The sequence below is a fragment of the Nocardioides rotundus genome (assembly GCF_019931675.1).
Taxonomy (GTDB): domain Bacteria; phylum Actinomycetota; class Actinomycetes; order Propionibacteriales; family Nocardioidaceae; genus Nocardioides; species Nocardioides rotundus.
Map to the genome: position 1 here is coordinate 2,702,981 of NZ_CP082922.1, position 26,256 is coordinate 2,729,236.

Consider the following 26,256-nt stretch of genomic DNA (forward strand, 5'->3'; position numbering starts at 1 on the left):
ATTCCCCCCGTGGGCACGGTCAGAACATCACGGTGGCGAAGGTGGCGGTGCGGCGGAACCCGACGCGCTCGTAGGCACGGCGGGCCGGGAGGTTCCAGTGGTTGACGTAGAGCGAGCAGACGGGGGCGATCTCCCGGCGCACGATCTGCGCCACCGCGGCCATCCCGCCGACCGAGAGCCCCTCCCCGCGGTGCTCGGGGTTGACCCACACGCCCTGGACCTGGGCGGCGTACGGCGAGGCGCTGGCGACCTCGGCCTTGAACAGGACCCGGCCGTCCTCGATCCGGGAGAACGACCAGCGGCGCGAGACCAGCTGCGTGACCCGGGTGCGGTAGAGCCCTGGGGGCACGCCGGTCTCGGGGTCGGTGCCGACCTCCTCGCGGTACATCGCCACGCAGGCGGGGTAGATGACGTCGAGCTGGTCCTCCGGGGTCACCCTCACCTGCGGGTCGGGCTCGACCAGGGGCTCGCCGTCCAGCGCCATGTGCGCCTGTGCCCAGCGGATCTCGCGGGCCTTCCCCCAGGCCGGCTGCAGGACGTCCCACATCGGCGCCACGGCGTCCTGGGGGCCGACGATGGTGGCGACGGTGCGTCCGTGGCCGGCCGCCCGCCCGGCGAAGGCGCGGGCGTCCTCCGGGGAGCACTCGACCGGAACCAGGTTGGCGCCGACGTGGCAGGCCGAGCGCAGCTCGCCGGAGTCGAACATCCCCCACACCTGGCCGCCGAGCCAGCGCGGCTCCAGGCGGGTGGTGCGGGCCCGGTGGGCGGCGAAGACGTTGACGACGGGGTCCCGCTGGGTCAGCGCCTCGAACGCGGGCAGGTCCTGCTCACCGAGGACCGAGATCCCCGACCTCGTCTGCCGGACGCCGCGCACGCGCCGAGCCTAGTGCGCTCTCGCGCAATCGCGGTCAAGCGCGCCTGCGCCGTTCCGTGGTGGAGTGCTGCCATGACCCAGACCGACCTGCCCCTGTCCGGCCGGGTGGCCCTCGTCGCCGGCGCCACCCGCGGCTGCGGCCGCGCGATCGCGGTGGAGCTGGCGCGGGCCGGGGCGTTCGTCTACGCCACCGGCCGGAGCAGCCGGTCCGCGCCTTCGGAGATGGGCCGCCCGGAGACGATCGAGGACACCGGCGACCTGGTCGACGCGGTCGGCTCGGGTACGGCGCTGGTGGTGGACCACGAGTCCTCGGAGCAGGTGGCCGCGCTGATGAGGCGGATCGAGGCCGAGCACGGCCGCCTGGACGTGCTCGTCAACGACATGTTCGGTGGCGACCGCTACGCGCAGTTCGACAAGCCGCTGTGGGAGCACGACGTCGAGGGCGGCTGGCGGATGATGGGGATGGGCGTGCGCACCCACCTGGTCACCGCCCATCACGCGCTGCCGCTGCTGCTGCGCTCGGGGACCGCCGAGGCGCCCTCGCTCCTGGTGGAGATGACCGACGGGACCTACGAGGCCAACCGGGAGTACCGCCAGGGCGTGGGGCTGTTCTACGACCTGGTGAAGGCCAACGTCGGGCGGATCGTCGTCGCGCTGACCCACGAGCTGGCCGACCACCCGGTCACGCCGGTGCTGGTCACGCCGGGGTGGATCCGCTCCGAGGCGATGCTGGACGGCTTCGGGGTCACCGAGGAGCGCTGGCGCGACGCGCTGGAGCGGGTCCCCGGGTTCGCGATCAGCGAGTCCCCGACGTACGTCGCCCGCGGCGTCGCCGCGCTCGCCGCGGACCGCGGCCACGCGAGCCTCGCCGGGCGTTCGCTGACCTCACGCGACCTCGCGGACTCCTACGGGGTCACCGACGTGGACGGCTCGCGGCCGGACTGCTGGCGGCTGCTCGCCGAGCACGGCTTCGACAGCGACCACGTGGACGTGACGGCGTACCGCTGACCGGGCACTTGATGCACCCACAAACCCCACCACCGGGCACTTGATGTACCCACAGACCCCGCGGCCGGGCACTTCATGCACCCACAAACCCCGCGACCGGGCACTTTGTGCCACCTCGCGGCACGCGCTCAGTGCATCGAATGCCCGGTCGACGCCCGATGGGGACATGTGATGCCCGGTCGGCGCCCGATGGGGACATCGAATGCCCGGTCGACGCCAGATGGGGACATCGAATGCCCGGTCGACGCCAGATGGGGACATGTGATGCCCGGTCGGCGAGATGGGGAGTCAGGAGACGGTGACCTGGGGGGCGGCCCCCTCGACCGGCTCGCCCATCTCGTCGGCGATCCGCATGGCCTCCTCGATCAGCGTCTCGACGATCTGGCTCTCCGGGACCGTCTTGATCACCTCGCCCTTGACGAAGATCTGGCCCTTGCCGTTGCCGGAGGCGACGCCGAGGTCGGCCTCGCGGGCCTCGCCCGGACCGTTGACGACGCAGCCCATGACCGCGACCCGGAGCGGGACCTCCATCCCCTCCAGCCCAGCGGTGACCTCGTCGGCCAGCTTGTAGACGTCGACCTGCGCGCGGCCGCAGGACGGGCAGGAGACGATCTCCAGCCGCCGCGGGCGCAGGTTGAGCGACTCCAGGATCTGCAGCCCGACCTTGACCTCCTCCACCGGGGGCGCGGACAGCGAGACCCGGATGGTGTCGCCGATCCCCTTCGACAGCAGGGAGCCGAAGGCGACCGAGGACTTGATCGTGCCCTGGAAGGCCGGCCCGGCCTCGGTGACGCCGAGGTGCAGCGGCCAGTCCCCCGCCTCCGCGAGCAGCTCGTAGGCGCGCACCATCACGACCGGGTCGTTGTGCTTGACCGAGATCTTGAAGTCGTGGAAGTCGTGCTCCTCGAACAGCGAGGCCTCCCACACGGCCGACTCGACGAGCGCCTCGGGCGTGGCCTTGCCGTGCTTCTCCATCAGCCGCTTGTCCAGCGACCCGGCGTTGACGCCGATCCGGATCGACGTGCCGTGGTCCTTGGCCGCCTGGGCGATCTCCTTGACCTGGTCGTCGAACTTCTTGATGTTGCCGGGATTGACACGTACGGCGGCGCAGCCGGCCTCGATCGCGGCGAAGACGTAGCGCGGCTGGAAGTGGATGTCGGCGATCACCGGGATCTGCGACTTCTGCGCGATCGCCGGGAGCGCCTCGGCGTCGTCGGCGCTGGGGCAGGCGACCCGGACGATGTCGCAGCCGGCCGCGGTCAGCTCGGCGATCTGCTGGAGCGTGCTGTTGATGTCGGCGGTGAGCGTGGTCGTCATCGACTGCACCGAGATCGGGTGGTCCGAGCCGACGCCCACCTTCCCGACCTGGATCTGCCGGGTCTTGCGCCGGGGCGCGAGCGTGGGGGCCGGGAGTGCGGGCATGCCGAGGCCGACGGCATCGTTCGTCATGGTCCCAGACTACTTGCCGGAGGGTCGCTCAGGTCAGTCGCAGGGGCACCACGAGGTCGGCCACGATCAGCACCACGCCCATGACCAGCATCGCGCTCGCGACGACGTAGGCGACGGGCAGCAGCTTGGCGACGTCCACGTGTCCCGGGTCGGGTCGGCCGAGCAGGCGGGCGACGCCGCGGCGCAGCCCCTCCCACAGCGCCCCGGCGATGTGGCCGCCGTCGAGCGGGAGCAGCGGCACGAAGTTGAACATGCCGATGAAGAAGTTGAAACCGGCGATCAACGAGACGAGGAACACGGTCTTCTCGACCGGGTCGAACTGCTCGTTGGAGACGACCTCGCCGGCGAAGCGGCCCCCGCCGACGATGCTGACCGGGCTGTCCTGCGCGCGCGGCTCGAGGCCGAGGATGGCCTGGCCGACATCGAAGACCTTGACCGGCAGGGTCGCCAGGGCCTGGACCGTGTCCACGGTCATCGACCCCATCTGCTCCAGCGTGTAGATCGGGCCGCCGTACACCACCACCGGCGTGGTGACCGGCGCGACGCCGAGGAAGCCGACCGGGGCCAGCTCGTCGGGGTTCTCCTGGTCCACCGGGCGCGGGGTGACGGTCGGCGTGATCTGCTTGGTCAGCACCTGGCCGTCCCGCTTGATCCCGAAGGTCAGCTGCTCGTCGCCGCTCTGTCGGATCAGGGTCGAGATCTGCTCCCAGCTGCGGACCGGCTCGCCGTCGACGCTGACGAACTCGTCGCCCTTCTGCAGGCCCGCGGCGTAGGCGGGCGTGGGGTTCTCCCGCAGCTCCTGCGGGGTGCACGCCCGGCCGGACTCGTCGGCCGGGACGACGCACGGCACGATCTGCTCGACGACCGGCTCGGCGTCGTACCGCTCGACGTTGCCGTTGAACGCGAAGAGGCCCCAGAAGCAGAAGAACGCGATCAGGATGTTCACCGACGGGCCGCCGGCCATCACGATGACCTTCTTCCACCACGGCAGCTTGTAGAACAGTCGGGGCGAGTCCTCCGGGGAGATCTGCTCCCACTCGGCCGCCCGCGCGTCGGAGATGAGCTGGGTGAACAGCCCGGTGTTGGACTTGCGCACGGTGTAGACGGGGCGGCCGTCGGCGCCGTACTCCACCTCGTCGGGCGAGCCGCCGGGAGGGAGCATCCCGACGATCTTGACGTAGCCGCCGAGCGGGATCGCCTTGATGCCGTACTCGGTCTCCCCGCGCGTGCGCGACCAGACAGTGGGGCCGAAGCCGATGAAGTACTGCGTCACCTTCCCGCCGAAGCGCTTGGCGGGGATCATGTGGCCGAGCTCGTGCAGCCCGATCGAGACCAGGATGGCAAGCACGAACACCACGACGCCGACGGTGTAGAACAGCGCCGTCATGCGCGTCCCCTCTGCTCGATGATCCGGGTGGCCTCGTCGCGGGCCCAGGCATCGGCCCCAAGAATGTCGTCGAGGCCGAGGTCGTGACCCTTCGAGGGTACGCCGTGTGCGGTCACCACGTCGGCGACCACGTCCACGATGTCCACGAACCGCAGCCGCCCGTCGCGGAAGGCCTGCACGCACACCTCGTTGGCGGCGTTGTACGTCGCCGGCGCGGCGCCGCCCCGCTCCCCCGCCGTCCGGGCCAGCGCGACCGCCGGGAACGCCTCGTCGTCCAGCGGGGTGAACTCCCAGGTCTCCGGGGTCGACCAGTCCACGGCGGGCGCGGCGCCGGGCACCCTGCGGGGCCAGTTCAGGCCCAACGCGATCGGGATCATCATCGTCGGCGGGCTCGCCTGGGCCAGCGTGGAGCCGTCGACGAACTCCACCATCGAGTGCACGTCGCTGGTGGGGTGCACGACCACGTCGATCCGGTCCAGCGGGATGTCGAAGAGCAGGTGCGCCTCGATCACCTCCAGCCCCTTGTTGACCAGGGTCGCGGAGTTGATGGTGATGACCGGGCCCATGTCCCAGGTCGGGTGGTTGAGCGCCTGCTCCGGGGTGACCCGGGCGAGCTCGTCGCGGGTGCGGCCGCGGAAGGGGCCGCCGGACGCGGTCAGCACGAGGCGCCGTACCTCCTCGGGCGTGCCGCCGCGCAGGCACTGCGCGATCGCGGAGTGCTCGGAGTCCACGGGCACGATCTGGCCCGGCGCGGCCCGGTCCTTGACCAGGGGGCCGGCCATCACCAGCGACTCCTTGTTGGCCAGGGCCAGCAGGTGTCCGGCGTCGAGCGCCGCCAGGGTGGGCCGCAGGCCGACGGCCCCGGTGATCCCGTTGAGCACCACGTCGGCCGGCCGCCCGGCCGCCTCCACCGAGGCCTCCTCGCCGAGGCCGTGGAAGCGCGGGCCGAACTCCTCGACCTGCGCCTCGAAGAGCTCGCGGTTCCCGCCGCCGGCGGTGAGCGCGACCACGCGGAACAGGTCGGGATGGGCCCGGACGAGGTCCAGGGCCTGCGTGCCGATCGACCCGGTGGACCCGAGTACGGCGATGTCCCGCGGGGCGCTGGTCTCACTCACGGGCCCGATTGTCGCAGGAGCATCCCGACGGGCTCCCGGTGATCGGACAGCGGGTCGCGGCCGGTGTCGCGTATGGGACGCTCGCGGCATGAGCAACGACCCCGGAACGACGTACTCCTCCTGGCGTCCGGCGACCCGCGCCGTGCGGTCCGGCGTGGAGCGCAGCGCGTTCGAGGAGACCTCCGAGGGCCTGTTCCTGACCAGCGGCTACGTCTACTCCACCGCCGCGGAAGCGGCGGCCGCGTTCGCCGGCGACGTCGATCACTACGTCTACTCGCGCTACACCAACCCCACCGTGGACATGTTCGAGGCGCGGCTGGCCGCGATCGAGGGCGCCGAGGCCTGCGCCGCCACCAGCTCGGGGATGTCGGCGGTGTTCACCGCGCTCGCGGCGCTCGTCGGCGCGGGCGACCGCCTGGTCGCCTCCCGCGCGCTGTTCGGGGCCTGCCTGGTGGTGGTCGACGAGATCCTGCCCCGCTTCGGCGTCGAGACGGTGCTGGTCGACGGCAACGACCTGGAGCAGTGGGCCGAGGCGCTCTCGGTCCCGACCACGGCCGTGTTCTTCGAGACCCCGTCCAACCCGATGCTGGAGCTGGTCGACGTCGCCGCGGTGTGCGAGCTCGCGCACGCGGCAGGGGCGCAGGTCGTGGTCGACAACGTGTTCGGCACCCCGATCTTCTCCCGGCCGCTGGAGCTGGGCGCGGACGTGGTCGTCTACTCCGCGACCAAGCACATCGACGGGCACGGCCGGGTGCTCGGCGGCGCGGTGCTCGGCCGGGCCGACTTCATCGACGAGCCGGTGGAGCACCTGCTGCGCAACACCGGCCCGACCATGTCGGCCTTCAACGCGTGGGTGCTGACCAAGGGGCTGGAGTCGCTGGACCTGCGGGTCCGCCGGATGGCCGACAACGCGCTCGCCGTGGCCCGGCGGCTGGAGGAGCACCCGGCGGTGAGCCGGGTCTGGCACCCGATGCTGGAGAGCCACCCGCAGCACGACCTCGCGCAGCGGCAGATGTCCGGCGGGGGCACGGTGGCGACCTTCGAGCTGCCCGGCGGCCAGGACGCCGCCTTCACCGTGATGGACGCCCTGGAGCTCTTCGACATCTCCAACAACCTGGGCGACGCGAAGTCCCTGGTCACCCACCCCGCGACCACGACACATCGGCGGATCGGGCCGGAGAAGCGCGCGGCGGCCGGGATCACCGACGGCGTCGTACGCCTCTCCGTCGGGTTGGAGGACGAGCAGGACCTGCTCGCCGACCTCGACCAGGCGCTGGCCCGCCTCGGTTGACGCGTTCGGGCACCGCGACGGCACCGGCGGTGCCAGGATGGGGGCGTGTCGAACCTGCCCCGCGAGCTCGCTCAGGCCGAGGTGCTGATCGGCCTCGGCCGCGACCGGGAGGCCGAGGAGCGGCTGCGCGCCCTGCTGGCCGAGCATCCGCAGTCGCCGGCGGTGTTGCGGACGCTGGCGCGGGCCCTGCACCACCAGGACCGGCTGGCCGAGGCGGACGAGCTCGCCTCGCGCTCGGTGGCGCTGGCTCCGGAGTCGCAGGACGGGCACCTGGTGCTGTGCGACATCCGGCTCTCGCGGGAGCTGTGGGCCGACGCCGACCGCAGTGCCCGGGAGTGCCTCCGGCTCGAGCCGCACGACTGGACCTCGCACTACGCGATGGCGCGGGTGCTGCTCTCGGGTCCGCGGCCCCGGCTGCGGGAGGCGTACGACGCCGCGCGGACCTCGGTCGGCCTCGCACCCGACCAGCCGGCGGCCCACAACCTGGTCGGGCTGTGCCTGGACAACCTCGGCAACCGGGACGAGGCCGAGCGGGCCTATCGCAACGCGCTCGCCATCGACCCCGGCCACACGATGGCGCAGAACAACCTGGCCACCCTGCAGATGGAGCGCGGCCGCCTCGGCCACGGCGCCCGGATGCTCCGCCAGGCGGTCTCGCAGGCCCCGCAGGAGAAGGTGCTCCACCAGAACCTGCACCGGATCCTGCTGTTGCTCGGCCGGCGGGCGCTCATCGCGATCGCCACGGCCGGGATCGTGCTGGGCGCGATGATCGCCCAGGACGCTCCTTGGTGGAGCCGGGCCCTGGTCGGCGCGGCCTTCCTCGCCGGTCTCGGGTGGCTGCTGCACCGATTCCGCGCCAATCTGCCGCGCGGCGTGGGCCAGTGGGGTCGCGAGGCGCTGGCCGCCGTACCCCGCCGGTGGCAGCTGTTCTACGGCCTGCTCGTGCTCGTCGTCCTGCTGCTCGCCTTCGCCCCGGCCTCGATCGCCGGGCCGGCCGGGCTGGGCTTCCTCGGCCTCGCGCGGGTCGTCGGGCTCGTGGTCATCCTGGGCTGGCTCGGGGGCGCCCTGCTCAACCTGGTGCGCCGGAGGTGAGCGACCTGCTCCGCGAGGCTCGGCACCGAACTAGGCTGGCGGCGTGGACGAGCGCCTGATCGAGAGCCTGAGTGCCGCGGTCGCGGCCTCACCGGAGGACCTGCCGTTGCGGCTCCACCTGGCCGAGCTGCTGGTCGGCGCGGGCCGGGGCGCCGAGGCCATCCCGCACGCCGCCACGGTGCTGGCCCGGGAGCCGGACAACGAGAACGCCCGGGACCTGATGGCCCGCGCGATGACCTCCCACGCCGAGTCGGCGCCAGTTGACGGTGAGTCGGCGTCAATTGACGACGACTCGGCGTCAACAAGCGCCGACTCGGGGGTGTTCGACTGGGGAGCGGCGGAGTCCGAGCTGGGCGGGTCGGTGCCGCCGATGTTCGTGGACGGCGACACCGACGGCGGGGGCGCGCCCCCTCCCCCGGCGTACGACGCCGAGCGGGCCGGGGTGCGGCTGGCCGACGTCGGCGGGCTGAAGGACGTCAAGAAGCGCCTGGAGGCGAGCTTCCTCGCGCCCCTGCGCAACCCCGAGCTGCGGCGGCTCTACGGCAAATCCCTGCGCGGCGGCCTGCTGCTCTACGGCCCGCCGGGGTGCGGCAAGACCTTCCTGGCCAAGGCGGTCGCGGGCGAGCTGGGCGCGTCGTTCATCCACGTGTCGCTGGCCGACATCCTGGACATGTACATCGGCCAGAGCGAGCGCAACGTGCACGAGCTCTTCGAGACCGCGCGCAGCTCGGCCCCGTGTGTGCTGTTCCTCGACGAGCTCGACGCGATCGGCCAGAAGCGGTCGCTGAGCCGCAACTCCGGCACCCGCACCACGGTCAACCAGCTGCTCACCGAGCTCGACGGCGTCGGGTCGGAGAACGAGGGCGTCTACGTGCTGGCCGCCACCAACCACCCGTGGGACGTCGACCCCGCGCTGCGCCGCCCCGGCCGGCTGGACCGGATGCTGCTCGTCCTCCCGCCGGACACCGAGGCGCGCGAGGCGATCCTGCGCACCCACCTGCGCGACCGCCCGGTCGAGCGGATCGACACCCGCAAGCTGGCCAAGGCCACCGACGGCTTCTCCGGCGCGGACCTGGCCCACCTGGCCGAGTCCGCCTCGGAGAACGCGCTGATGGACTCCGTCGGCACCGGCCGGGCCCGGATGATCACCATGGCCGACTTCGACGCAGCCCTCGCCGAGGTCCGCCCCTCGATCGGCCCGTGGATGGAGACCGCGCGCAACGTGGCGCTCTACGCCAACGCGAGCGGGGAGTACGACGACCTCGCGAAGTGGCTGCGCAAGAGCCGCCGCTGACCTCACTCCTCCTTGCGGAGCACCGGCCGCAGGTCGTCGAGCACGGCTTCGTCCTCGATCGTGGAGGGCACGACCGCGTCCTTGCCGTCGGCGATCTCGCGCATCGTCTTGCGCAGGATCTTGCCCGAGCGGGTCTTGGGCAGCCCGCCGACGATCTCGACCTCCTTGAACGACGCGACCGCACCGACCTCGTCGCGGACCATCCGCACCAGCTCGGCCCTCAGGTCGTCGGCGTCGGCCTCCACCCCGGACTTGAGCACCACGAAGCCGCGCGGCATCTGGCCCTTCATCGAGTCGGCGACCCCGATCACGGCACACTCGGCGACCGAGGGGTGCTGGGCGATCACCGCCTCCATCGAGCCGGTGGAGAGGCGGTGGCCGGCGACGTTGATCACGTCGTCGGTGCGGCCCATGACGTACAGGTAGCCGTCGGAGTCGACGTACCCGCCGTCGCCGGAGAGGTAGTAGCCGTCGAACGCGGAGAGGTAGGAGGAGACGAAGCGGTCCTCGTCGTTCCACAGCCCCGGCAGGCACCCCGGCGGCAGCGGCAGCCGGATGCAGATCGCGCCCTCGGTGTCCGCGCCGACCTGCTCGCCCCGCTCGTCGAGGATCTGTACGTCGTACCCGGGGACCGGCACGGTCGGCGAGCCCGGCTTGATCGGCATCGGCTCCAGCCCGCGCAGGTTCGCCGCGATCGGCCACCCGGTCTCGGTCTGCCACCAGTTGTCGATCACCGGCACGTCCAGGGTCCGGGTCGCCCACTCCCAGGTATCGGGATCCAGCCGCTCGCCGGCGAGGAAGAGCGTCTCCATCGAGGAGATGTCGTGCTCGGCCAGCAGCGCGGCCTCCGGGTCGTCCTTCTTGATCGCCCGGATCGCGGTGGGCGCGGTGAACAGCGACTTCACCCGGTGCTCGGAGATCACCCGCCAGAACGCGCCGGCGTCCGGAGTGCCGACCGGCTTGCCCTCGTAGAGCACGGTGGTCGCGCCGCAGATCAACGGGCTGTAGACGATGTAGGAGTGCCCGACGACCCAGCCGACGTCGGAGGCGGCCCACCACACGTCGCCCTCGCCGCAGGCGTAGATGTTGGGCAGCGACCAGGCCATCGCGACCGCGTGCCCGCCGTTGTCGCGGACGATGCCCTTGGGCTTGCCGGTGGTGCCGGAGGTGTAGAGCACGTAGAGCGGGTCGGTCGCGGCGACCTCGACGCACTCGGCGGGGTCGGTGCGCCCGGCCTTCATCGCCACGTCCCAGTCGATGTCGCGGCCCTCGATCATGGTGGCCTCGACCTGCGGTCGCTGCTTGAGCACCACGGCGCCCACCTCGTGCTCGGCGAGCTCGAGCGCGCGGTCGACGTACGGCTTGTACTCCACGGTCCGCGAGGGCTCGATGCCGCCGCTGGCGGTGACCAGCACCTTCGGCTGCGCGTCGTCGATCCGGACGGCGAGCTCGTGCGGGGCGAAGCCGCCGAAGACGACCGAGTGCACCGCGCCGATCCGGGCGCAGGCGAGCATCGCGATGATCGCCTCGGGGATCATCGGCAGGTAGATCACCACCCGGTCGCCCTGCTCGACCCCGAGGGCCCGCAGCACCCCGCCGAAGGCGGCGACCTCCTCCAGCAGCTCGGCGTAGGTGTAGGTGCGCCGGGTGTCGGTGACCGCGGAGTCGTAGATCAGCGCCGCCCGCTCGGCCGCGCCCTTGGCCACGTGCCGGTCGAGTGCGTTGTAGCAGGTGTTGAGGGTGGCGTCGGGGTACCAGCGGTAGAACGGCGGCCGCTCGTCGTCCAGGATCCGCTGCGGCTTGCGGAACCAGTCCACCAGCTCCGCCTGCTCGCGCCAGAACCCCTCGGGGTCCTCGATCGACCGGTCGTACGTCTCCTGGTAGGCACCCATAGGGCCACTCTGGCCGGGGGTCGCTCCCGCCGTCCACACCCGAACGGTCGTGCGCGACGAACGGTGCCGAAAACCGGTTGAGCGGTCGGGAGCGGACGGGGCAGGCTGTGCCCTGCCCCGCCGCGGCACCCGGCCGCGCGGACGTCGAGAGGAGTCGTGACATGTCCATCGCTGTCATCGGCGTGCCCTGTGACCACGCCCTTCTCTCGACCCATCGGAGCACCGTTGAACACCTTCGAGGACCTCTCCTCACCTGACCCGATCGACTCCCGTTTCGTCTTCGACTGGCACGCCTACGACGAGCCCGAGGACGGCGACCAGCGCTGGTCCACCTGGCTCTCCGTCGAGCCGCTGTGCCGCGGCCCCGAGCCGCGGCCGGACTGGCTGGTGACCTCCCAGGCCGCCATCGACACCGACCTGGGCATCTTGAAGACCGGCAAGGAGGCCGACGTCTTCCTGCTCGAGCGCGCCCTGCCGCCCGACGACCCCGCCAACGACGGCTCGCCCGGCACCGGGGTGGTGATGGCCGCCAAGCGCTACCGCGGCGAGGACGAGCGGGCCTTCCACCGCTCGGCGGCCTACACCGAGGGCCGGCGGGTGCGGAAGTCGCGCGACGCCCGGGCGATGCGCAAGAAGACCGCGCACGGTCGCGCGGTCGCCGCCGGCCAGTGGGCGTGGGCGGAGTGGCAGGCGCTCGTGCGCTGCCACGACGCCGGGCTGCCTGTCCCCTATCCCGTCCAGATCGACGGCACGGAGATCCTCATGGAGTGGATCACCGACGCCGACGGCGAGTCCGCCCCGCGGCTGGCGCAGACCCGCCCGGAGCCGGCACTGCTGCGCGACTACTTCGACCAGGCGGTCGACGTGCTCGCCACGCTCGCCCAGCAGGGGATGGTCCACGGCGACCTGTCGCCGTACAACATCCTGGCCACCGGCGAGCGGCTGGTGGTGATCGACCTGCCGCAGGTCATCGACCTGGTCGCCAACCCCCAGGGGGCGGACTTCCTGCTGCGCGACGTCACGAACGTGTGCCGGTGGTTCCAGGCGCGCGGGCTGGAGGTGGACGAGCAGGAGGTGTACGCCGACCTGCTGGCGCACGCGTTCTAGGGTTCCGGGCATGAGACAGAGCCGCGGACGCGTCGTCGAGATCGAGACCCGGGCCGAGCTGGAGGTGCGCGTCGCACGCGGCGCCACCTCGCTGGCCGGCTGGCACCTGCAGTCGGTCGACCTGCGCGGCTTCGCCCTGCTCGCCACCGTCGACGTCGCCGGGGCGCTGTTCCTCGGCTGCACCTTCGACGACGGCATGGAGTCCTCGGTGCGGCAGCGCGGCGGCATCGTCTTCCCCGAGGTGCCCGAGACCCCGGTCGACACCTACCGGTCCACGCTCTACACCCCCGAGGAGCTCTACGACACCCTCGACGGGAGCGGGTACGACGACTCCCTGGACGCGCGCGCCTACGCCTGGTCGCAGCAGCCCGAGACGCCCGACGGGGCGCTGGCCCAGGCCCTGCACGACCACGCGGTCGACCAGGCGCTCGCGGACTGGGTGAAGGGCCGGCGGATCGTCGGGGTGATGGGCGGGCATGCCGCCCAGCGCGGGTCGGAGGAGTATGCGCAGGCGGCCCGGCTCGGTCGCGACCTCGGGGGTGCGGTGACCGTCGCGACCGGCGGCGGGCCCGGAGCGATGGAGGCGGCCAACCTCGGCGCCTGGCTGGCCGGCGCCCCGCCCGAGGTGATGGACGAGGCGCTGGCCGCGCTCGCCGCCGCCCCGTCCTTCAAGCCCTCGGTCGGGGACTGGGCGAGCGCGGCCTTCGACGTCCGGCGGCGCTGGCCCGAGGGCACCGAGTCCCTGGGCATCCCGACCTGGTACTACGGCCACGAGCCGCCGAACCCGTTCGCCTCCAGCATCGCGAAGTACTTCGCCAACGCCGCCCGTGAGGCGATCCTGCTGGAGATCTGCAACGGCGGGATCGTCTTCCTGCCCGGCGCCGCCGGGACGGTGCAGGAGATCTTCCAGGACGCGTGCGAGAACTACTACGCCGACCCGGCGGCGGTCGCGCCGATGGTGCTGGTCGGGGAGGACTACTGGACCCGCGACCTGCCGGCCTGGCCGCTGTTGCAGGCGCTGGCCCGCGGGCGCGCGATGGAGCCGCACGTCCACCTCGTCGACACCGCCGACGAGGCGGCACGGGTCGTGCTCACGCAGCCGGGGCAGCCGGTCAGGGAGTCCTAGCCGCCGCGCCTCACGCCCCGATGTAGTGCATGACGTGCTTGATCCGGGTGTAGTCCTCCAGGCCGTACATCGACAGGTCCTTGCCGTAGCCGGAGTGCTTGAAGCCGCCGTGCGGCATCTCGGAGATGAACGGGATGTGGGTGTTCACCCAGACGCAGCCGAAGTCCAGGCCGCGGGTCATCCGCATGGCGCGCGCGTGGTCGGTCGTCCACACCGAGGACGCCAGGCCGTAGTCGACGCCGTTGGCCCAGCGCAGCGCCTCGGCCTCGTCGGAGAACCGCTGCACCGTCATCACCGGACCGAAGATCTCGGTCTGTATCTGCTCGTCGTCCTGCCGCAGCCCGGAGACCACCGTGGGCTCGTAGAAGTAGCCGCGCTCGCCGTGCCGGGTGCCGCCGGTCTCGACCCGGGCGTGGTCGGGCAGCCGGTCCACCATGCCGCTGACGTGACCGAGCTGGGTGCTGTTGTTGAGCGGACCGTAGTAGGTGCCCTCCGCGAGCGGGTCGCCGGTCGGCATCCCCTGAGCGGCCTCGGCGAGCGCGGCGACGAAGTCGTCGTGCACCGCGTCGGCGACCAGGATCCGAGTGGCGGCGGTGCAGTCCTGGCCGGCGTTGAAGAGGCCCGCCCCGGCGATGCCCTCGGCGGCGGCTGCCAGGTCGGCGTCCTCGAAGACGACCACCGGGGCCTTCCCGCCGAGCTCGAGGTGCACCCGCTTGAGGTCGCGGGCGGCCGAGCCCGCCACCTCCATGCCGGCGCGCACCGAACCGGTGATCGCCACCATCTGCGGCGTCGGGTGCTCGACCAGGCTGCGCCCGGTGTCCCGGTCGCCGCAGACGACGTTGAAGACGCCCGGCGGCAGGAACTCCTGCGCCAGCTCGGCGAACAGGGTGGTGCTGGCCGGCGTGGTGTCGCTCGGCTTGAGCACGACCGTGTTGCCGGCGGCCAGCGCCGGCGCGACCTTCCAGATCATCATCAGCAGCGGGTAGTTCCAGGGCGTCACCTGGCCCACGACCCCGACCGGCTCGCGGCGTACATAGGAGGTGTGGTCGGCGAGGTACTCCCCCGCCGAGCGCCCCTCCAGCACCCGGGCCGCGCCGGCGAAGAACCGGAAGTGGTCCGAGGCGTAGGGCATCTCCTCCTCCATGGTCAGCCCGCGCGGCTTGCCGGTGTCGCGGCACTCGACCTCGTTGATCTCCTCGATCCGCGACTCCACGGCGTCGGCGATCCGCAGCAGCGCGGTCGCCCGCTCGGCCGCTGTGGTCCGTCCCCAGGACTCGAAGGCGCGGGCCGCGGCGCGGTAGGCCCGGTCCACGTCCTCCAGCCCCGACCTCGGGGCGGTGGCGTACACCTCCCCCGTCGTCGGGTCCAGCACGTCGTAGGTCTCCCCCGACGCGCTGCCCACCTGCTCGCCGTCGACGACGTTGCGGAAGGTCTGGTCCGCCATGACTCTCCTCTCAGCGGGGATCGGAGCGCTCACCCTAGCGATGGGACCACGAAATCGGTAGGTCGCGGCCACAATCCACGACGGATTCGCTTGCGTTCACCTCGATTCATGGGCACGATGGTCACCATGGCCGACCAGCAGACCCCCACCGACGACTACGACCACCTCCAGCAGGCCGGCAAGGACCACCTGTGGATGCACTTCGCCCGGCACTCGGGCTTCGCCGACGCCGACATCCCGGTCATCGTGCGCGGGGAGGGCGCCTACCTCTACGACGCCCAGGGCAAGCGCTACCTCGACGGGCTGGCCGGGCTGTTCGTCAGCCAGCTGGGCCACGGTCGCGAGGAGCTGGCCGAGGCGGCCGCGCAGCAGGCGCGTGAGCTGGCGTTCATGCCGCTGTGGTCCTACGCCCACCCGCCCGCCATCGAGCTCGCCGAGAAGGTCGCGTCCCACGCCCCCGGCAGCCTGAACCGGGTCTTCTTCACCAGCGGCGGCGGCGAGGCCGTGGAGACCGCGTGGAAGCTGGCGAAGAACTACTTCAAGCTCACCGGCAAGCCGATGAAGCACAAGGTGATCAGCCGGGCCATCGCCTACCACGGCACCACCCAGGGCGCGCTGTCGATCACCGGCCTGCCGCTGCTCAAGCAGCAGTTCGAGCCGCTGGTCCCCTCGACCTTCCGCGCGCCGAACACGAACATGTACCGCGCCCCGGTGCACGCCGACGACCCCGAGGCCTTCGGCCGGTGGGCGGCCGACCAGATCGCCGTCGCGATCGAGAACGAGGGGCCGGACACCGTCGCCGCGGTCTTCCTCGAGCCGGTGCAGAACGCCGGCGGCTGCTTCCCGCCGCCCCCGGGCTACTGGCAGCGGGTGCGGGAGATCTGCGACGAGTACGACGTGCTCCTGGTCTCCGACGAGGTCATCTGCGCCTTCGGGCGGCTGGGCACCATGTTCGGCGCCGAGCGCTTCGACTACGAGCCCGACATGATCACCTGCGCCAAGGGCATCACCTCCGGCTACGCCCCGCTCGGCGCGATGATCGCCTCGGACCGGTTGATGGAGCCGTTCTTGGAGCCCGGCGCCATGTTCGCCCACGGCTACACCTTCGGCGGCCACCCGGTCTCGACCGCCGTCGCCCTGCGCAACCTGCAGATCTTCGAGGACGAGAAGGTCCTGGAGAACGTCCGGAGCAACGAGGACGCGTTCCGCGCCACCCTCGAGCGGCTCACCGACCTGCCGATCGTCGGCGACGTCCGCGGCGAGGGCTACTTCTACGGCATCGAGCTGGTGAAGGACAAGGCGACCAAGGAGAGCTTCACCGACGAGGAGTGCGAGCGGATCCTCTACGGCTTCGTGTCCAAGCAGCTCTACGCCGAGGGCCTCTACTGCCGCGCCGACGACCGCGGCGACCCGGTCGTCCAGCTGGCGCCGCCGCTGATCTGCGACCAGTCCCACTTCGACGAGATCGAGCAGATCATGCGGGTCGTGCTGGAGAAGGCCGGGCAGATGCTCTGACCTCGTCGCCCTGGGGGGAACTGTGAAGCCCCTGAGTCATCTGATGGCTCAGGGGCTTCACGGTCCCCGGGGGCGCCGTACCCTCACGAGTCGAAGCCCAGGCCCGCGCGGTCCAGGGCACGCAGCCACAGGGAGCGGCGCCCGCCGTTGCGGTCGGAGCGCTCGAGCTCGCGCCGGGTCAGGTTGATCCCGGCCGCGCGCAGCGGCTCGGGTGGGAACGGCAGCGGCCGCTCGCGCACCATCCGCAGGCGGGTGCGCTCGGTGTCCTCCCCGTGCAGCAGGTCCAGCACCACGTCGGCGGCGAACCGGGTGGCGGCGACGCCCAGCCCGGTGAAGCCGAGCGACCAGGCGACCCGGCCGGCCAGCCCGGTGCCGTGGAAGGCGGTGAACCGGGTGCTGGTGTCGATCACCCCGCCCCAGCGGTGGCTGAAGGCGATCCCCTCCAGCTGCGGGAAGGTCTCCAGGAAGTGCTCCGCCAACCGCAGGTGGGTGCCGCCGTGCTGCTCCAGCACCGGGTCGATCCGGGAGGCGTAGTGGTAGACGGCGTCGTAGCCGCCCCACACGATCCGGTCGTCGTGGGTGAGGCGGTAGTAGTGGAAGAGGTTCCCCGCGTCGGAGACCCCCTCCCGGCCGGCCCACCCGACCGCCGCGCGCTGCTCCGAGCTGAGCGGCTCGGTGGCCAGCACGTGGTCGTAGACCGGGACGGTGGCCAGCCGCAGCCGGCGCAGCAGCGGCGGGAACGCGTTCGTCGCGAGCACCACCCGGCGTGCTCGTATCCGCCCCTGCTCCGTGCGCACCTCGACCCGGTCACCGGAGCGCTCCAGGTCCAGTGCAGGGGTGTGCTCGTGGATCCGGACGCCGCCGCGCAGGCAGGCCGCGCGCAGTCCCCACGCCAGGCGCGCCGGCTCCACCATCGCGGTGCCGGTCGCTGAGAACAGACCGGCCAGGTAGGTGGGCGAGTCCACCCGCGCCCGGGTCGCCGCGGCGTCCAGCAGCTCCACGGGCTCGCCCGCGGCCGTGAGGTCGGCGTGCACGTCGGCCAGCGCCTCCGCCTCGTGCGGCCGCGTCGCCACGGTCAGCTCCCCGGTGTCCTCCCAGCCGCAGTCGATCCGATGACGGCGTACGTCGGCCTCCATCGCCGCCAGGTTCGCCGCCCCGAGGCGGTCGAGCAGGTCGAGCTCCTCGGGCCAGCGGGCCAGGCCGTTGGCGCGGCCGTGGGTGAGGCTGGCGGAGGCGAAGCCGCCGTTGCGGCCGCTGGCCTGGTCGCCGCAGCGACCGGCGTCCACGAGGAGCACCGACTCACCGGGGTAGCGGTCCAGGGACCGCAGCGCCGCCCACAGGCCGGCGTACCCACCCCCGACGACGACCAGGTCGGCCTCGGCCTCACCGGTCAGGGGCGGCTCGGGCTCGGGCGCGGAGGGATCGTCGAGCCACAGCGTCTTCGGGCGGGCGCCCGCGAGAGCGGCCCGGGCGGCACGCTCAGACAGCACGGCGGCGGCTGCGGGCGCGCAGCTCCCCCATCAGCACGATCGCCACCGAGATCACCAGCATCACCGTGCCCACCACGTTGATCTGCATCGGCACCGTCCGGCGCGCGACGCCCCAGACGTACATCGGGAACGTGGTGGTGTTGCCGGCGTTGAGGTTGGTGATGATGAAGTCGTCGAAGGACAGGGAGAACGCCAGCAGCGCCGCGCCCAGGATGCCCGGGAACACCAGCGGGAAGGTGACCCGCCAGAAGGTCTGGGCCGGCGTGGCGTAGAGGTCCATCGCCGCCTGCTCCAGGTTGTCGTCCATGCCCGCCAGCCGCGCGCGCACCGTGACGACCACGAAGGACAGGCAGAAGGTGACGTGCGCGATCAGGATGGTCCAGAAGCCCAGCTGCCCGGCGAAGCCGGCGGCCACGAACAGCGCCAGCAGCGAGGAGCCCATGACGATCTCCGGGGAGGCCATCGGCAGGAAGATCAGCAGGTTGGTCGCCGATCGCCCCGCGAAGCGGTGTCGCACCAGCGCGAAGGCCATCAGCGTGCCGAGGACGGTGGCGATGAGGGTGGACAGGCCGCCGATCTCCAGGCTCCGCACGACGGCCTGGCACATCGAGGGGTCGGCACAGGGGTTGAGCCAGTTGTCGAGGGTGAACGCGTTGAACTCGTAGATCTTCGTCTGCTCGCTGGGGAGCTTGTTGAAGCTCATCAGCACGACCACGAAGATCGGCAGGAAGGTGTAGAGCAGCACCCCCAGGCCGAGGAGGAGCACGACGTGCTCCCGCAGCCAGGACGTCCCGCCACGCGACGCGCTCACAGCAGCTCCTCCGTCCCCGCCCGGCGGACGTAGACCATCACCATGCCCACGATCAGCACCATCAGCAGCACCGACAGGGCACTGGCCGCCGGGTAGTCGTTGGCGTCGGTGAACAGGCTCTGGATGACCGAGCCGATCATCCGGGTGTTGGTGCTGCCCAGCAGCTCGGCGTTGATGTAGTCGCCGACCGCGGGGATGAAGGTCAGCAGCGACCCGGAGACCACCCCGGGCAGGGACAGCGGCCAGGTGACCTTGAAGAACCCCACCACAGGGTTGGCGTAGAGGTCGCGGGAGGCCTCGATCAGCCGGTAGTCGATCTTGTCCAGGCTGGCGAACAGCGGCAGCACCATGAACGGCAGGAAGTTGTAGGTCAGGCCGGCGATCACCGCGACCGGGGTGTAGAGCAGCCGGCCGTCCGTGCCGAGGATCTGGAGGGTCTGCAGTGCCTGGACGATCCAGCCGTCGTCGGCCAGCAGCAGCTTCCAGGACAGGGTGCGCACCAGGAAGCTGGTGAAGAAGGGCGCGATCACCAGCACGAGCAGCAGGTTCTTCCACCGGCCGGCCTTGAAGGCGATCGCGTAGGCGAGCACGTAGCCGAGGAGCAGGCACAGGACGGTGGCGATGGCGCCGTACGCCAGCGACCGCAGCAGTGGCTGCCAGTAGTCGGCGACCGCGTCCACGTAGTTCTGCCAGTGGTAGGTCATCTGGTAGCCGCGGAAGTCCGAGCCCGCGGGGTCGTAGAGGCTGGCCGCCACCAGCGAGTAGAAGGGGACGACGAAGAACACCAGCAGCCAGACCGCCGCCGGGATCAGCAGCAGGTATCCGGTGCGCGCGCGCCGTCGGGTCGTCTCGGCCATCGGCTCAGGCGCCCTCGAGCTGGGAGCCGGCGCGGGAGTCCTGGGAGCTGTCGAGCAGGAAGGCGTACTCCGGGCGCCAGGAGAGCTCCACCCGGTCCCCGACCGCGAAGATCCGCCGCCGGCCGGTGTTCTGCTCGAAGACCTGCAGCTCCTGGCCCCATGGCATGCGGACGAGGTACTGCGTGGAGACGCCCACGAACGAGACGTCGGTGACCACCCCACCGGGGACGGTGTTGCCGGGCGCGTCCAGCGCCTCGCCCTCGTCGCCGATCAGCACCTTCTCCGGCCGGATGCCGATCCACCCGCGGTCGCCGTCCGTGTGCGAGCGGGACGCGGGGATGGAGACGTCGATGCCGTGCATGTCCACCGTCACGGTGTCGCCGGAGCGCGATCGCACGGTGCCCTCGATCAGGTTGGACTGGCCCAGGAAGTTGGCGACGAACGTGGTGCGGGGGTTCTCGTAGAGCTCGGCCGGGGCGCCCATCTGCTCGATCACGCCGGCATTCATCACCGCGACGGTGTCGGCCATCGTCATGGCCTCCTCCTGGTCGTGGGTGACGTGGATGAAGGTGAGCCCCACCTCGGTCTGGATCCGCTTCAGCTCGATCTGCATCTGCCGGCGCAGCTTGAGGTCCAGCGCCCCCAGCGGCTCGTCGAGCAGCAGCACCTGGGGCCGGTTGATGAGCGCTCGCGCCAGCGCCACCCGCTGCTGCTGGCCGCCGGAGAGCTGGGCGGGCTTCTTGCGGGCCTGGCTCTCCAGCTCCACCAGCTCCAACATCGACTCGACCGCGGCGTCGACGTCGGCGGCCTTGCGGCGACGCAGCCCGAAGGCGACGTTCTCGAAGATGTCCAGGTGGGGGAAGAGCGCGTAGTTCTGGAAGACCGTGTTGACCGGGCGCCGGTAGGGCTTGGCCCAGGTGATGTCCTCCCCACCGAGGGTGATCGTGCCCGAAGTCGGCGTCTCCAGCCCCGCGACCATCCGCAGCGTGGTGGTCTTGCCGCAGCCCGAGGGGCCGAGCAGGGCGAAGAACGAGCCGGAGGGCACGTCGAGGTCCAGGGAGCGTACGGCGATGAAGCCGCCGAACTCCTTGGTCAGCTCGCGCAGCCCCAGGCCCGCTCCCGTGGCCTCGGCCGTCGCGTCATGGGTCTCCTCAACCGCTCTGGACATCGGACCAGTCCCTTTCGTAGGCGGTGGTCTGCCGGTCGTCGAGGGCCATGAACCCGAAGGAGGTGCTCAGCAGCTCGTCGTCGGGGAAGATCAGCGGGCTCTCGGCGGCGGTGGGGTCGAGGTCCTGCATCACCTCGCGGGCGCCCTTGACCGGACAGATGTAGTAGTTCCAGGCCGCCAGCTTCGCCGCGACCTCGGGGTCGTAGTAGTAGTTCATCCACTTCTCGGCGTTGGCCTGGTGGGTGGCGAGGTTCGGCACGATCATGTTGTCCGACCACAGGGAGACCCCCTCGTCGGGGAAGACCCACTTGATGTCGGGGTTCTCCAGCTGGGTGACGATCGTGTCGCCCGACCACGCCTCACAGGCCGCGGTGTTCCCCGACGCCAGGTCGTTGAGGTAGTCGTTGCCGTTGAACGCGCGCACCTGGCCGTCGGAGACCGCCTTGCGCAGCCGCTCCAGCGCCGTCTGCCACTGGTCGTCGGTGAAGTCCTCGGGATCGGCGTCGACGACCTTGAGCATGAACGCCATGGTGTCGCGCATCTCGGTCAGCAGCGTGACCTTGCCCTTGAGGTCGGGCCGCTCGAGCAGCTCGGCGAAGCTGGAGACCTCGCCGGTGACCTTGGAGTTGTAGGCGATGCCGGTCAGGCCGCTCTGCCACGGCACGTGGAAGCGGTCCTGGGGATCCCACGCGGGCGCGCGCAGCGAGTCGATCAGGTTCTCCCGGACGTTCGGCAGCGCCCCGGTGTCCAACGGCTGGATCCAGCCCAGGTCGATCATCCGCGCGGCCATCCAGTCGGTGAGCACCATGATGTCGCGGTTCACCGACTGGCAGGTGGCCAGCTGGTTCTTCACCTTGGCGTAGAACTCCTGGTTGTCGTTCACGTCGTCGGTGTAGTCCACCGAGATCCCCGTCTGCCGCTGAAAGACCTGGAACGTGGAGTCCCGCTGCTTGCGCGGGTCGATGTAGGCTGGCCAGTTGCTCACGACCAGCCGCGCGTCCCGGTCCGAGACGTCGCGGGCCCGGCAGCGGGCCGGGTCCTGCTGGGCCCCGGGCACGTCGAAGAACGGCAGCCGCAGCGACGCCAGGCTGGCGCCGGCGAAGCCGACGGCTCCGGCGCCGCGTAGCACGTTGCGGCGTGTCAGGCTCGCCATCCTTGCTCCCTCCCGGCGAAAGGTGTTCGGATCCTGCCATGCACCCAGGCATGGGGCAAGGAATTCGTTGAATTTCTCGCTTCCGGCGACGGATCCGCGACTCTCTCCCGATTCTGTGACACGATTCCGGCCATGGGCAAGAGGTCTCCGGTCGCGCTCGACGACGTCTCCAAGGGCATCATCGAGCAGCTGCAACAAGACGGCCGGCGCTCCTACGCCGCGATCGGGAAGGTCGTCGGGCTCTCGGAGGCGGCTGTGCGCCAGCGGGTGCAGCGGCTGGTGGACGCGGGCGTGATGCAGGTCGTCGCGGTCACCGACCCGATGCAGCTGGGCTTCGACCGCCAGGCGATGATCGGCGTCACCGTGCGCGGTGCGCTGCAGACCGTGGCCGACCAGCTGGCCGCGCTGGACGAGGTCGACTACGTGGTCATCACCACGGGCAAGTACGACCTGCTCGTCGAGGCGGTCGTGGAGAACGAGGACGACCTGCTGGAGCTCCTGGAGAGCCGGATCCGCAGCATCGACGGGGTGGAGTCCACCGAGACGTTCATGTACCTGCGCCTGGTCAAGCAGACCTACTCGTGGGGCGTGCGCTGAGGCCCGCGGCATGCTCGTAGTGCGCCACCAGCGCCCCGTTCACCGCCTGCCACGAGCGCTCGGCGACGCTGGGGCGGGCGTGCTGAGCCAGGGCGGTACGGCGCAGCGGCTCACGTCGCAGCCGGTCGACCGCGGCCGCCAGCGCATGCCCGTCCCCCGCGGGGTAGAGCAGCCCGTTGCGCTCGGGCTCGACCAGGTCCAGCGGTCCCCCGCTGGCCGGCGCCACGACCGGGACGCCCGAGGCCAGCGCCTCCTGCGCTGACTGGCAGAAGGTCTCGTGCCGCCCGGTGTGGGCGAAGACGTCCAGGGAGGCGTACGCCGCTGCGAGCTGCTCGCCGTGCAGGACGCCCAGGAACCGGGCTCGCGGCAGGTGCTTGCGCAGCCGCGGCTCCTCGGGACCGCCCCCCACGATCACCAGGCGCACGCCGGTCAGGTCGTGCACGTGCCGGAGCAGGTGCAGCTCCTTCTCCGGCGCCAGCCGGCCGACGTACCCCACCAGCAGCTCGCCCTCGGGCGCGAGCGTCTCGCGCAGCCGGTCGTTGGCCTTCGAGGGGTCGAAGAGCTCCTGGTCCACGCCGCGCGGCCACAGGGCGACGTTGCGCACGCCCAGTGCCCGCAGCTGGGTGACGCTGGCGCGCGACGGCGCGAGCGTGGTGGTCACGCCGTCGTGGACGCGGCGGGTGAGGCGCACCATCGCCGGCGCCCCACCGGGGATCTGGTAGCGATCGGCGAACCCGACCAGGTCGGTCTGGTAGATCGCCACCGTGGGGATCCCCAGCCCCTGGGCGGTCCGCGCTGCCTGGTAGCCCAGGGTGGCGGGGCTGGCCAGGTGCACGACGTCGGGCTGGAAGCGCTCCATCACCGCGCGCAGCCGACGGCGCGTCTCCAGGCCCAGCCGGAAGTCGTGGTAGAACGGCAGGCTCGCTCCGCGGGCCCGGGTCACGGGGAACCCCGCGTAGCTGTCCGGGCCGGTGGGTGCCACCAGCTCGGCCCGATGTCCCTCGGCGGCCAGGTGCTCCAGCACCCGGCGCACCGAGTTGGTGACCCCGTTGACCTGGGGCAGGAACGACTCGGCGACCACAAGCACTCGCAGGCTCATCGCGCATCCCTTCAGTGGAAGGTCCGACACAGCGGACGCTAGGGATCGCGGGACAACGAGCGGCCCCGGTCAGGGTGGCCGTCAGGTGAATGTCCGCCGAAGGAACCTCACCGCTCGGAGGCGGCCAGCTGCCCGCAGGCGGCGTCGATCTCGCTGCCGCGGGTGTCGCGCACCGTGGTGGGGACGCCCTTGGCCTCCAGCCGGCGGACGAACTCCTCGGTGTCCTCGTCGCGGGAGCGAGTGAACCGGGAGCCGGGCACCTCGTTGAGCGGGATCAGGTTCACGTGCACCCAGCCCCAATCGCCCCGGGCGTTGAGCACGTCGGCGAGCAGGTCGGCCCGCCAGGCCTGGTCGTTGATGTCGCGCATCATGGCGTACTCGATGGAGACGCGGCGCTTGGTGGCGCGGGCGTAGTTCCACGCAGCGTCCACGGCCTCGTCCACGCTCCAGCGGGTGTTGATGGGCACCAGGTCGTTGCGCAGCTCGTCGTCGGGCGCGTGCAGCGACAGGGCGAGCGTGACCGGCACGCCCTCCTCGGCCAGCTGGTTGATCCGCGGCACCAGGCCGACCGTGGAGACGGTGACGCCGCGGGCGGACATGCCGTAGCCCGAGGGGCCGGGCTCGGTGAGGCGACGTACGGCGCCCACGACGGCGCGGTAGTTGGCCAGCGGCTCGCCCATCCCCATGAAGACCACGTTGTTCACCCGGCCCAGACCGCCGGGCACCTCGCCGCGCTCCAGTGCGCGGGCGCCGGCGAGCACCTGCTCGACGATCTCGGCCGTCGACATGTTGCGCTGCAGGCCGCCCTGGCCGGTGGCGCAGAACGGGCAGGCCATGCCGCAGCCGGCCTGGGAGGAGACGCACATCGTGACCCGGTCGGGGTAGCGCATCAGCACCGACTCGACCAGCGCCCCGTCGAAGAGCCGCCACAGCGTCTTGCGGGTCGTCCCCCGGTCGGCCTCGGAGACCGACAGCGGCGTCATCAGCTCCGGCAGCAGGGTCGAGACCAGCTGGTCGCGCTGACCGGCCGGAAGGTCGGTCATCTGCTCCGGGTCGTCGGCCAGGCGGGTGAAGTAGTGCGCGGAGAGCTGCTTGGCGCGGAAGCCGGGAAGCCCGTTGTCGGCCAGCAGCCGCACCCGCTCGTCCAGCGCGAGGTCGGCCAGGTGCCGCGGCGGCTTGCGGCGGCCGCGCGGCTCGTCGAACACCAGGGGAAGGGGCTGACCGGTCATGGCCTCCCATTCTCCAGCACCATCAACCAGGTCACCCAACCGACGCCGACCACGACGATCGCGGTGACCAGCATCCCCAGCAGCATGTACTTGCCGAACCGCTGGGTCCGCGGCGTGACCAGCAGGAACAGCGGCAGCGCGAGGAGCACGAGCACGAACAGGAACGCCTCGTGCGCCGTACGCTCCCCGAACACCCAGGTGATGAGTGCGGCGAAGGCGGCCGGCACGAGCGCGACATAGGCCAGCCCGGTGAAGAACGCGCTGATCGCGGTGAAGGTCGGGTGATCGCGGTGCCACCAGTCCCGCCCGTGATGACGGTACGGCGGAGGGGATGCCTCCTCCCGCTCCCGGATCGCCGGCTGCTCGCTCATTCCCCCATGGTGTCAGAAGACCAGGTAATGCAGGAGCAGCCATACCGGGGCGATCGTGGCGAGCAGCGAGTCCAGCCGGTCCATCAGCCCGCCGTGCCCCGGGATCACCTGCGACATGTCCTTGATCCCCAGGTCGCGCTTCATCACCGACTCGCACAGGTCGCCCAGCGTGGCCATCACGACCGCGACCAGGCCCAGCGCGACGCCGACCCACCAGTCGCCATCCAGCAGCCACACGACCAGCGCCACGCCCGCGGCGACGCAGAAGACCGCGGAGCCGGCGAAGCCCTCCCAGGACTTCTTGGGCGAGATGACCGGGGCCATCGGGTGCTTCCCGAACAGCACCCCGGCGACGTACCCGCCGATGTCGGAGGCGATCGTGACCAGGATGAAGGTGGCGATGCCCTTGACCCCGTCGTCGATCCGGAAGCCGATGCCCGGGGTCGCACCGCCCTCGGCCAGCATGAGCGCGACGAAGGACCCCAGGAAGGGCACGTAGATGAGGGTGAACACCGACGCGGTGGCGTTGCGGACGTAGCCCTCGACACCACGGCGCAGCAGCCACAGCATGATCACCAGCGCCGTCACCGCGGTCGCGGTCACCAGCACCGGGGCACCCCAGAAGTAGGCGGTGACCACCATCACGGTGCCGCCGATCATCAGCGGCTGCTCGGGCAGGTCGATGCCGCCCTTGAGCAGGCCCTGGCGCAGCTCCCAGACCGCCACGACGAGGGCCAGGACGATGATGCCCATGAACGCCGTCTTCCAGAACAGCAGGGAGAGGGCGACGGCGACCAGCAGGACCACCGCGGAGGCGACCGCGGCCGGCAGATTGCGTCCGGCCCGGCCGTGGTCCCGCTGCGGCGGGGCGGAGGCAGAGGTCACGA

At 71.4% G+C, this 26,256-nt stretch carries 23 protein-coding genes; 8 read left to right on the forward strand and 15 right to left on the reverse strand.

Features of this window, described 5'->3' with window-relative positions; genetic code table 11:
- Positions 1-19 precede the first annotated feature (19 nt).
- Positions 20-874, reverse strand: a complete 855-nt coding sequence (locus K8W59_RS13240) for a GNAT family N-acetyltransferase (RefSeq protein WP_223394612.1) — start codon at positions 872-874, stop codon at positions 20-22.
- A 72-nt stretch (positions 875-946) separates the two neighbouring features.
- Here K8W59_RS13240 and K8W59_RS13245 point away from each other — a divergent pair, with 72 nt between their 5' ends.
- Positions 947-1,882 (forward strand): SDR family oxidoreductase, encoded by a 936-nt coding sequence (locus K8W59_RS13245; protein WP_223394614.1) that lies wholly within the window; start codon positions 947-949, stop codon positions 1,880-1,882.
- Between the two features lie 288 nt (positions 1,883-2,170).
- On the opposite strand, the gene ispG is transcribed toward K8W59_RS13245, so the two are convergent.
- The 3 genes from ispG to K8W59_RS13260 are packed head-to-tail and all read right to left on the reverse strand — an operon-like array spanning position 2,171 to position 5,833.
- A complete protein-coding gene (gene ispG, locus K8W59_RS13250) occupies positions 2,171-3,331 on the reverse strand; it encodes a flavodoxin-dependent (E)-4-hydroxy-3-methylbut-2-enyl-diphosphate synthase (protein WP_223394616.1) in 1,161 nt (386 codons plus the stop codon).
- 28 nt (positions 3,332-3,359) lie between these two features.
- Positions 3,360-4,718: a M50 family metallopeptidase gene (locus K8W59_RS13255; RefSeq protein ID WP_317846269.1), complete on the reverse strand. Its 1,359-nt coding sequence runs from the start codon at positions 4,716-4,718 to the stop codon at positions 3,360-3,362.
- Complete coding sequence (locus K8W59_RS13260) at positions 4,715-5,833, reverse strand: 1-deoxy-D-xylulose-5-phosphate reductoisomerase (protein ID WP_223394618.1); 1,119 nt, start codon at positions 5,831-5,833, stop codon at positions 4,715-4,717. The genes K8W59_RS13255 and K8W59_RS13260 overlap by 4 nt, the downstream gene beginning before the upstream one ends.
- An 88-nt stretch (positions 5,834-5,921) precedes the next feature.
- Between K8W59_RS13260 and K8W59_RS13265 the strand changes: the two genes are divergently transcribed.
- Genes K8W59_RS13265 through K8W59_RS13275 form a run of 3 tightly spaced genes read left to right on the forward strand, consistent with a single transcriptional unit; the run spans position 5,922 to position 9,510 of the window.
- Positions 5,922-7,124 carry an O-succinylhomoserine sulfhydrylase gene (locus K8W59_RS13265; RefSeq protein ID WP_223394620.1) on the forward strand — a complete coding sequence of 401 codons (1,203 nt, stop codon included), beginning with the start codon at positions 5,922-5,924 and terminating at the stop codon, positions 7,122-7,124.
- A gap of 45 nt (positions 7,125-7,169) precedes the next feature.
- On the forward strand, positions 7,170-8,216 hold the full coding sequence (locus K8W59_RS13270) for a tetratricopeptide repeat protein (RefSeq protein WP_223394623.1): 1,047 nt from the start codon (positions 7,170-7,172) through the stop codon (positions 8,214-8,216).
- Between the two features lie 43 nt (positions 8,217-8,259).
- A complete protein-coding gene (locus K8W59_RS13275; protein WP_223394625.1) occupies positions 8,260-9,510 on the forward strand; it encodes an AAA family ATPase in 1,251 nt (416 codons plus the stop codon).
- A gap of 2 nt (positions 9,511-9,512) precedes the next feature.
- Here K8W59_RS13275 and K8W59_RS13280 read toward each other — a convergent pair whose 3' ends face one another.
- The gene (locus K8W59_RS13280; RefSeq protein ID WP_223394627.1) at positions 9,513-11,402 is read right to left on the reverse strand and encodes a propionyl-CoA synthetase; all 1,890 of its coding nucleotides are present in this window, start codon (positions 11,400-11,402) and stop codon (positions 9,513-9,515) included.
- Between the two features lie 225 nt (positions 11,403-11,627).
- On the opposite strand from K8W59_RS13280, the gene K8W59_RS13285 reads away from it, so the two are divergent.
- Together K8W59_RS13285 and K8W59_RS13290 are read left to right on the forward strand one after the other, a co-directional pair.
- A complete protein-coding gene (locus K8W59_RS13285) occupies positions 11,628-12,509 on the forward strand; it encodes a serine protein kinase RIO (protein WP_223394629.1) in 882 nt (293 codons plus the stop codon).
- A gap of 10 nt (positions 12,510-12,519) precedes the next feature.
- Complete coding sequence (locus K8W59_RS13290; RefSeq protein WP_223394631.1) at positions 12,520-13,635, forward strand: LOG family protein; 1,116 nt, start codon at positions 12,520-12,522, stop codon at positions 13,633-13,635.
- A 10-nt stretch (positions 13,636-13,645) separates the two neighbouring features.
- Here K8W59_RS13290 and K8W59_RS13295 read toward each other — a convergent pair whose 3' ends face one another.
- Positions 13,646-15,079, reverse strand: a complete 1,434-nt coding sequence (locus tag K8W59_RS13295) for a gamma-aminobutyraldehyde dehydrogenase (protein WP_223394633.1) — start codon at positions 15,077-15,079, stop codon at positions 13,646-13,648.
- Between the two features lie 126 nt (positions 15,080-15,205).
- Here K8W59_RS13295 and K8W59_RS13300 point away from each other — a divergent pair, with 126 nt between their 5' ends.
- The gene (locus tag K8W59_RS13300) at positions 15,206-16,594 is read left to right on the forward strand and encodes an aspartate aminotransferase family protein (RefSeq protein ID WP_223394635.1); all 1,389 of its coding nucleotides are present in this window, start codon (positions 15,206-15,208) and stop codon (positions 16,592-16,594) included.
- Positions 16,595-16,677: 83 nt separating this feature from the next.
- On the opposite strand, the gene K8W59_RS13305 is transcribed toward K8W59_RS13300, so the two are convergent.
- From K8W59_RS13305 to K8W59_RS13325, 5 genes are read right to left on the reverse strand one after another with little or no spacing between them, the layout of a single operon-like run.
- The gene (locus K8W59_RS13305; protein WP_223394637.1) at positions 16,678-18,084 is read right to left on the reverse strand and encodes an NAD(P)/FAD-dependent oxidoreductase; all 1,407 of its coding nucleotides are present in this window, start codon (positions 18,082-18,084) and stop codon (positions 16,678-16,680) included.
- The gene (locus tag K8W59_RS13310; RefSeq protein ID WP_223394639.1) at positions 18,074-18,895 is read right to left on the reverse strand and encodes an ABC transporter permease; all 822 of its coding nucleotides are present in this window, start codon (positions 18,893-18,895) and stop codon (positions 18,074-18,076) included. Before K8W59_RS13310 ends, K8W59_RS13305 begins: the two co-directional genes overlap by 11 nt.
- Positions 18,892-19,752, reverse strand: coding sequence for an ABC transporter permease (locus K8W59_RS13315; protein WP_223394641.1), 861 nt, complete (start codon positions 19,750-19,752; stop codon positions 18,892-18,894). The genes K8W59_RS13310 and K8W59_RS13315 overlap by 4 nt, the downstream gene beginning before the upstream one ends.
- Before the next feature lie 4 nt (positions 19,753-19,756).
- Positions 19,757-20,920, reverse strand: a complete 1,164-nt coding sequence (locus K8W59_RS13320) for an ABC transporter ATP-binding protein (protein WP_223394643.1) — start codon at positions 20,918-20,920, stop codon at positions 19,757-19,759.
- Complete coding sequence (locus tag K8W59_RS13325; RefSeq protein WP_223394645.1) at positions 20,904-22,073, reverse strand: polyamine ABC transporter substrate-binding protein; 1,170 nt, start codon at positions 22,071-22,073, stop codon at positions 20,904-20,906. Before K8W59_RS13325 ends, K8W59_RS13320 begins: the two co-directional genes overlap by 17 nt.
- A gap of 132 nt (positions 22,074-22,205) precedes the next feature.
- Here K8W59_RS13325 and K8W59_RS13330 point away from each other — a divergent pair, with 132 nt between their 5' ends.
- The gene (locus K8W59_RS13330; RefSeq protein ID WP_223394647.1) at positions 22,206-22,670 is read left to right on the forward strand and encodes an Lrp/AsnC family transcriptional regulator; all 465 of its coding nucleotides are present in this window, start codon (positions 22,206-22,208) and stop codon (positions 22,668-22,670) included.
- On the opposite strand, the gene K8W59_RS20220 is transcribed toward K8W59_RS13330, so the two are convergent.
- From K8W59_RS20220 to K8W59_RS13355, 4 genes are all read right to left on the reverse strand, one after another.
- Positions 22,639-23,769, reverse strand: a complete 1,131-nt coding sequence (locus K8W59_RS20220; protein WP_263283243.1) for a glycosyltransferase family 4 protein — start codon at positions 23,767-23,769, stop codon at positions 22,639-22,641. The genes K8W59_RS13330 and K8W59_RS20220 overlap by 32 nt on opposite strands.
- A gap of 107 nt (positions 23,770-23,876) precedes the next feature.
- Positions 23,877-24,998 (reverse strand): 23S rRNA (adenine(2503)-C(2))-methyltransferase RlmN, encoded by a 1,122-nt coding sequence (gene rlmN, locus K8W59_RS13345; RefSeq protein WP_223394649.1) that lies wholly within the window; start codon positions 24,996-24,998, stop codon positions 23,877-23,879.
- Positions 24,995-25,369, reverse strand: a complete 375-nt coding sequence (locus K8W59_RS13350) for a hypothetical protein (RefSeq protein WP_223394651.1) — start codon at positions 25,367-25,369, stop codon at positions 24,995-24,997. The genes rlmN and K8W59_RS13350 overlap by 4 nt, the downstream gene beginning before the upstream one ends.
- A 12-nt stretch (positions 25,370-25,381) precedes the next feature.
- Positions 25,382-26,254, reverse strand: a complete 873-nt coding sequence (locus K8W59_RS13355) for a phosphatidate cytidylyltransferase (RefSeq protein ID WP_317846270.1) — start codon at positions 26,252-26,254, stop codon at positions 25,382-25,384.
- Positions 26,255-26,256: the final 2 nt, after the last annotated feature.